Genomic DNA, 6,201 nt, shown 5'->3' on the forward strand with positions numbered 1-6,201 from the left:
CGCGGCCCGCCCGGCGCTCGCCGGCGGCGCCGCCGTCGGGCTCCAGTCGGTGACGGCCAGCGCGCCGAGGCCCAGGGCCCCGAGCAGGACCGCGGTGATGACGACGAAGAGGCGCGGGTGCATGTGCTCGGCACTCCCGGTGATCGGCGGTGACGGACCGTCTCTCATCCTTACCCGCGGCTGGCACCCGCCCCGCCTCCTGCTGGGCCATCCGGGGCCCGGTCGTGGCACGATGCCAGGACGCCCCTCTGCCGTCTGGAGTAGCCATGACCATCGCCGAGCTGCACTTCCGCCCCGCCACCGACCAGGACATCCCCGCGCTGCTCGACCTGGTGGAGTCCGCCTACCGCGGCGAGGCGAGCCGGGCGGGCTGGACCACGGAGGCCGACCTGCTTGACGGCCAGCGCACCGACGCCCCGGCCCTGGCCGAGACCCTGGCCCGCCCCGACACCCGGGTGCTGCTGGCCGAGCGGGCCGGCGAGCTGCTCGCCTGCTGCACCGTGGAGCGGCGACCGGCCGGCGCCTACTTCGGCATGTTCTCGGTGCACCCGGCCAGCCAGGGCGGCGGGGTGGGCCGCGCGGTGCTCGCCGAGGCCGAGCGGTACGTCCGGGACGAGTGGGACGCCGCCCAGCTGGAGATGACCGTCATCGTGCAGCGCGACGACCTGATCGCCTGGTACGAGCGGCGCGGCTTCAGCCGCACCGGCGAGCTCTCGCCGTTCCCCTACGGCGACGAGCGGTTCGGCGTGCCCAAGCGGCCCGACCTGGCCTTCGAGCGCCTGGTCAAGGTGCTCTGAGCCGGGCCGGGGCGCTGCTGCAGGACCTCAGGAGGCGGCCGGCTCCAGGGTGGTCACCGGGGTGAACGGGCGGCCGTCGAGCGTCCAGTGCGGGTCGGGGACGATCTGCAGCGCGGCGTACACGTGGGCGGCCACGTCCACGTGCCGCACCGGCAGCACCTCGCCGCCCGGCACCAGGTCGGGGCCGCAGGCGGCCACCCAGGCGGTCCGCTCCACCGGGCTGCGCCCGCCGTGGCCGCCCTGGTCGACGTGGCCGTGGTCGGTCACCACGATCACCGTCCACTGCTCCGCGGCGTACCCCGGGCGGGACTCCAGCGCGGCGAGCAGCCGGCCGAGCCGCACGTCGGCGGCCTCCACCGAGCGGCGGTACTCGGTGCCGCAGCCCACGAAGTGCGCGGTCTCGTCCGGGGCGCCGAGGTAGACGAAGGTCGCCTGCGGGTCGTCGTCGCCGGTCAGCACGGTGACCGCCTCGGTGGTGACCCGCTCGTCGCAGACCTCCCAGGCCTCGGGGGTGTCCTCCAGCGGGCCGACGTAGGAGAGCCGGCCGGGCGCGGCGAACAGCGGGCCGCCCTGGCGGGCCAGGAAGAGCGGCTCCCAGCCGCCCACCGCGAAGGTGCGGCGCCGGTGCACCGTGGCCAGCCGGGTGGTGAAGTCCGGGAAGACGTCCAGCCGGTTGCCGCCGAGGTGGTTGCCGAGGACGCCGTGCTTGGCCACGGTCACGCCGGTGGTGATGGTCGCCCAGCACGGGCCGGACATGGTCGGGGTGGCGTCGTCCACCTCGACGGGCGCGAGGAAGCCGTTCGCCGCCACCGCGTCCAGGTTCGGGGTGTGCAGCTCGGGCAACAGGTCGAGACGGACGCCGTCGATGCCGACGACCAGGACGCGGCGGGGGCCGGCGGGCCAGAGGCTGGACACGGGGGGCTCCAAGGGTGCGGGGGCGGGCGGTCGTGCAGGTGCTGCGCCGGCGGGCGGGGTGGTGGGGCGCGCACCGGGTGGGTGCGCGGAGTTGGCCAGCCAACCGGGTCAGAACCGCACCCTAGCCGCCGGATCGGCCCGCCCGGCACCGGTCCCCGGGGCGGACCCGGTCGCCGCAGGGCGACGGCGGGCAGAGTTCACCGGGGATTCGCCGGTCGGTCACCCCGGGAGGCGCGATCGGTGCGACCAGTGCGACCAGTGCTGCGCGGCCGGCCGGCCGTCAGTCGCCGCCCAGCACCGCCGTCGCGGCCAGCTTGTCGGCGAAGGTCTGGTGCTTGCGGTCCCACAGCGGCCAGAACCAGCCCAGGTAACAGGGCAGCGTGTCCAGCAGGTGCGCCAGGTCGCGCAGGAACGCCCGGAGCACGCCGACCGGCTCGGTCCCGTCCAGCCGCACCAGGTGGGTCCCCATCAGGTGCTTGCCCCAGCTCTGCCCGGTCCGCCCGGCCAGGTACCAGCGGTTGTAGGCGAGCAGCAGCAGCGACAGCGCCAGCAGACCCACCTGCAGCCCGTCGCTGTCCGGCGAGACCACCCCCGCGATGATGTTCGGCGCCGCGCAGGCCAGCACGTCGATCACGTACCCGATGACGCGCACCGACCAGTGGGTGTAGGTCACCGCGGGCTCCCGTCGTCGCTCGGTGCGTGCTCGTCTGCCGCTCAGCCCAGCCTGCCAGTCGTCCCGCCGCCCGCAAGCCCGGCTGCGCCGCCGGGGTCAGCGCCCGTGCGGTGCCGGGGTCGGCCTCGGCGAGGCGCCGGGCCCAGCGTCGGCCTCAGCGCCCCGCCGCCAGCGACCGTGCCGCCCCGGCCGCCAGCGCGGTCAGCGTGGCCTGGATCCGGGCCGCCTCCGGCACCCCCAGCGCCCGGGCCAGGGTGAGCGCCCGGCGCAGCCGGTCCAGTCCCTCCGCGGTCCGACCGGCCCGCAGGTCGCCGGTGCCCAGGCCGGTGAGCGCGCGGGCCTCCTCCAGCGGCGAGCCGGCGGCCAGCGCCAGGGTGAGGGCGGCGCCGTACTCGGCCTGCGCCTGCCGGAACCTGCCGGTCACGGTGCACAGCCGCCCCAGCAGGTTGTGCACCTCCGCCTCGCCGCCCTGGTCGCCGCGGGCCACGCAGAGCGCCAGTGCCTGCCCGAAGTGGTCGCCGGCCGCCGCGTGGTCGCCGGTGGAGAGCAGCGCGTCGCCCAGGTAGGCGAGCACCCGGGACTCGCCGAGCCGGTCGCCCTGCTCGCGGTAGAGGGTCAGCGCCTGGGCCAGTCCGGCCACCGCCTCCGGGTGCCGCCCGGTGGCCTGGTGCAGCACGCCCAGGTAGGCGATGGTGTTCATCCGGCCGCGGGCCTCGTCCAGGTCGTGGTACATCTGGCTGGCCTGCCGCAGGTCCCGCTCGGCCGTCTCGTACTGCCCGGTGACCAGTCGCACCGCGCCCAGCGCCATCAGGGCGTTGGCCTGCCCGATCCGGTTGCCCAGGCCCTGGTAGAGGGCCAGTGCCTGCTGGTGGGTGCGCTCGGCCGCCTGGTAGCGGCCGGTCAGCTGCTGCAGCGAGCCCAGGCTGGCCAGCGCGTAGGCCTCGCTGGGCCGGTCGTCGCGGGCCCGGCAGAGCTCCAGCGCCTGGTGCAGGCTGTGCTCGGAGGCGGTCAGGTCGCCGGTCAGCTGCTGGATCAGGCTGAGCTCGCTGAGCGCCGCGGTCTGCCCGGTGCGGTTGCCCAGCTCGCGGAAGAGGGCCAGGGCCCGGACCGCGTGGTCGGTGGCCGCCGGGTACTCGCCGGTGATCCGGCCCAGGATGCCCAGCTGGCTGAGCGCCTCCGCCTCGCCGGGGCGGTAGCCCGCGGCCTCGGCCAGTGCGTAGGCCCGGGCGAAGTTCTCCCGGGCCCGGGTGTTGTCGCCGAAGGTGCGCTCCATCGCGCCGAGCTGGATCAGCACGCCGGCCTGCCCGCGCGGGTCGGCCAGCTCCTCGAAGAGGGCGAGCGCCTGCCGCAGGTGGGTGGCGGCGGCCTCGTGCTCGCCGGTCAGCCGCTGGAAGGTGCCCAGGTGGGTGAGGGCCTTGGCCCGGCCGAGCCGGTCGCCGGTGAGCTCGGCGGTCCCCAGCGCGATCCGGTGCAGGTGCTGGGCCTGGTCCCAGTGGCCCTGGGTGCGCAGGAAGTCGTGCAGCGCGGCCGGCAGCAGCACCGCGTGCTGCGGGTGGCCGTGGCCGGCGGCGTACTCCACCGCGGCCTGCAGGTTGCCGCGCTCGGCCCGCAGCCAGGCCCGGGCGGCCTCCTCGGTGGGCAGCTCGGCGACGCCGGCGGGGGCCGGGCAGGTGATCGCCAGGTGCCGGCTGGCCTCCTGGGCGAGGTGCAGGTACGCGTCGAGCAGCCGGGTCACGGCGGCGTGCCGGGCCGCCTGGTCGTCCTCGCCGCTCAGCGCCCGGGCGTGCTCGCGGATCAGGTCGTGCATCCGGTAGCGGCCGCGCACCGGCTCGTCGACCAGGTGGTGGTCCTCCAGCTCCTCCAGCAGCCGGCGGGCGGCGGGCAGCTCGATGTCGTCCAGCGCGGCCGCGGCCCCGGCGTCGAAGTCGTCGCCGGGGAAGAGGCCGAGCCGGCGGAAGAGCCGCCGCTGGGCGGGCGTCAGGTCCCGGTAGGAGAGGTCGAAGGCCGCCGCCACCGAGACGTCCTCGGCCCGCAGCGCGCCGAGCCGGCCGGCCGCGGCGGCCAGGTCCGGCACCAGGTCGGCCACCGACCAGGCCCGCCGGTGCCGCAGCCGGGCAGCGGTCAGGTGGATCGCCAGCGGCAGGTAGCCGCAGAGCCGGACCACCTCCTTCACCGCCTGCTGCTCCGGGGCCAGGTCCGGGCGCCCGGCAGTGGCGGTGAACAGCGCGGCGGCCTCCTCGGGCGGCAGCACGCCCAGCGTGATCGGCAGCGCGTCGCCCAGCGCGGGCAGCCGGCGCCGGCTGGTGACCAGCACCAGGCTGCCGGGGGTGCCCGGCATCAACGGGCGGACCTGCTCGCTGCTGCGCGCGTCGTCCAGCAGCAGCAGCATCCGCCGCCCGGCCAGCCGGCTGCGCCACAGGTTGGCCCGGGCGTCCAGGTCCGGCGGGATCTGCTGCGGCGAGACCCCGATGGTGAGCAGCAGCGCGGTCAGCGCGTCGGCGGGCTCGACGGCGGGGGTGCCGGGCGTGTGGGCGTGCAGCGGCAGGAAGATCTGCCCGTCCGGGAAGTCGGCGGCCAGCCGGTGCGCGGCGTGCACCGCCAGCGCGCTCTTGCCCACGCCCGGCATCCCGTCCACCGCGTGGATGCCGACCACCCGGCCGTCGCCGCTGCCCGCGCGGCAGGCGGCGAGCAGCCGGTCCAGCTCCCCGTGCCGGCCGGTGAAGCCGGCCACGTCCCGGGGCAGCCCGGCGCCCGCGGCCACCGTGGCGGGGGCCTCGGGGGCCGGGGCCCGGGTGGTCGCCGGCGGCGGGGGCGCCTCGGCCGCGGTGCGCTGCGGCGGCACCACCGGCAGGGCTGCCGGCAGCGGCAGGGCGGGTTCCGGACGGGCCTCGGCCCGCAGGATCTCCTGGTGCGCGGCCCGCACGCTGGGGCCCGGCTCGATGCCGAGCTCCTCGACCAGGGTTCGGCGCAGCCGCCGGTGCACGGCCAGCGCCTCGGCGCGCTGGTCGGTGCGGTGCAGGGCCAGCATCAGCTGGCGGTGGAAGGACTCGCGCAGCGGGTACTCGGCGGTGAGCCGGTTCAGCTCCGGGATCACCCCGTGCGGGCGGCCCAGCTCCAGCTCGGCGTCCACGTGCCACTCCAGGCCCTGCAGCCGCAGCTCGTGCAGCCGCTGGACGTGCGGCAGCGCCTCCTCGGCCAGGCTGGGCAGGTCGCTCAGCGGGGTGCCGCGCCAGAGCGCCAGGGCGGCGGCGGTCTGCCGGCTGACGGTCTGCCAGTCGCCCCGGCGCCGTGCGGTGCGGGCGGCCTCCAGCCGGGCCGCGAACACCTCGCTGTCCAGCTCGTGCTCGCCGACCTGGAGCAGGTAGCCGGGCGGCACCGTGCGCACCCGGCCCGGCCCGCCGGCGCCGAGCAGCCGGCGCAGCTGCACCACGTGGTTGTTGAGCGAGGTCGGGGCGGTGGCCGGCGGGTGTTCGCCCCAGAGCGCCGCGGTCAGCCGGTCCCGGGAGACCACCCGGTTGGGCTCCAGCAACAGCATGGCCAGCAGGGCCCGGCACTTGGGGGAGCTGACCGGCAGCGCCTGCCCGGTCGCGGTGCGGACCGTGAGCGGCCCGAGCAGGCCGAAGCGCAGGCCGGCGGCCGGCTCGGCCGGGTCGCGCCGGGCCTGCTCGGCTGCTGCGGGGGCGGCGGAAACCGTCTCCGCGGGCCCTTGTTGATGGTCCATTATCCGGATGTTACCCGCCCGTGAGCGGACTCCGGCAGGCTCAAGACAACCGAGCCCGGCCGGGTTGGTGCCCGACAGGGGAGGGCACCAACCCA

General features: G+C 76.9%; 4 protein-coding genes. 1 reads left to right on the forward strand and 3 read right to left on the reverse strand.

Features of this window, described 5'->3' with window-relative positions:
• Positions 1 to 266 precede the first annotated feature (266 nt).
• The gene (locus ACQRUO_RS38120; RefSeq protein ID WP_428320767.1) at positions 267 to 797 is read left to right on the forward strand and encodes a GNAT family N-acetyltransferase; all 531 of its coding nucleotides are present in this window, start codon (positions 267 to 269) and stop codon (positions 795 to 797) included.
• A 27-nt stretch (positions 798 to 824) separates the two neighbouring features.
• Here ACQRUO_RS38120 and ACQRUO_RS38125 read toward each other — a convergent pair whose 3' ends face one another.
• The 3 genes from ACQRUO_RS38125 to ACQRUO_RS38135 form a co-directional block, all read right to left on the reverse strand.
• Positions 825 to 1,712 (reverse strand): alkaline phosphatase family protein, encoded by an 888-nt coding sequence (locus ACQRUO_RS38125; RefSeq protein WP_428320768.1) that lies wholly within the window; start codon positions 1,710 to 1,712, stop codon positions 825 to 827.
• A 280-nt stretch (positions 1,713 to 1,992) separates the two neighbouring features.
• On the reverse strand, positions 1,993 to 2,385 hold the full coding sequence (locus ACQRUO_RS38130; protein WP_428320769.1) for an RDD family protein: 393 nt from the start codon (positions 2,383 to 2,385) through the stop codon (positions 1,993 to 1,995).
• A gap of 154 nt (positions 2,386 to 2,539) precedes the next feature.
• Positions 2,540 to 6,106: an AfsR/SARP family transcriptional regulator gene (locus tag ACQRUO_RS38135; RefSeq protein ID WP_428320770.1), complete on the reverse strand. Its 3,567-nt coding sequence runs from the start codon at positions 6,104 to 6,106 to the stop codon at positions 2,540 to 2,542.
• Positions 6,107 to 6,201 lie beyond the last annotated feature (95 nt).

Origin of the sequence: Kitasatospora sp. LaBMicrA B282 (genome assembly GCF_050325825.1) — a bacterium.
Taxonomy (GTDB): Bacteria; Actinomycetota; Actinomycetes; order Streptomycetales; family Streptomycetaceae; genus Kitasatospora.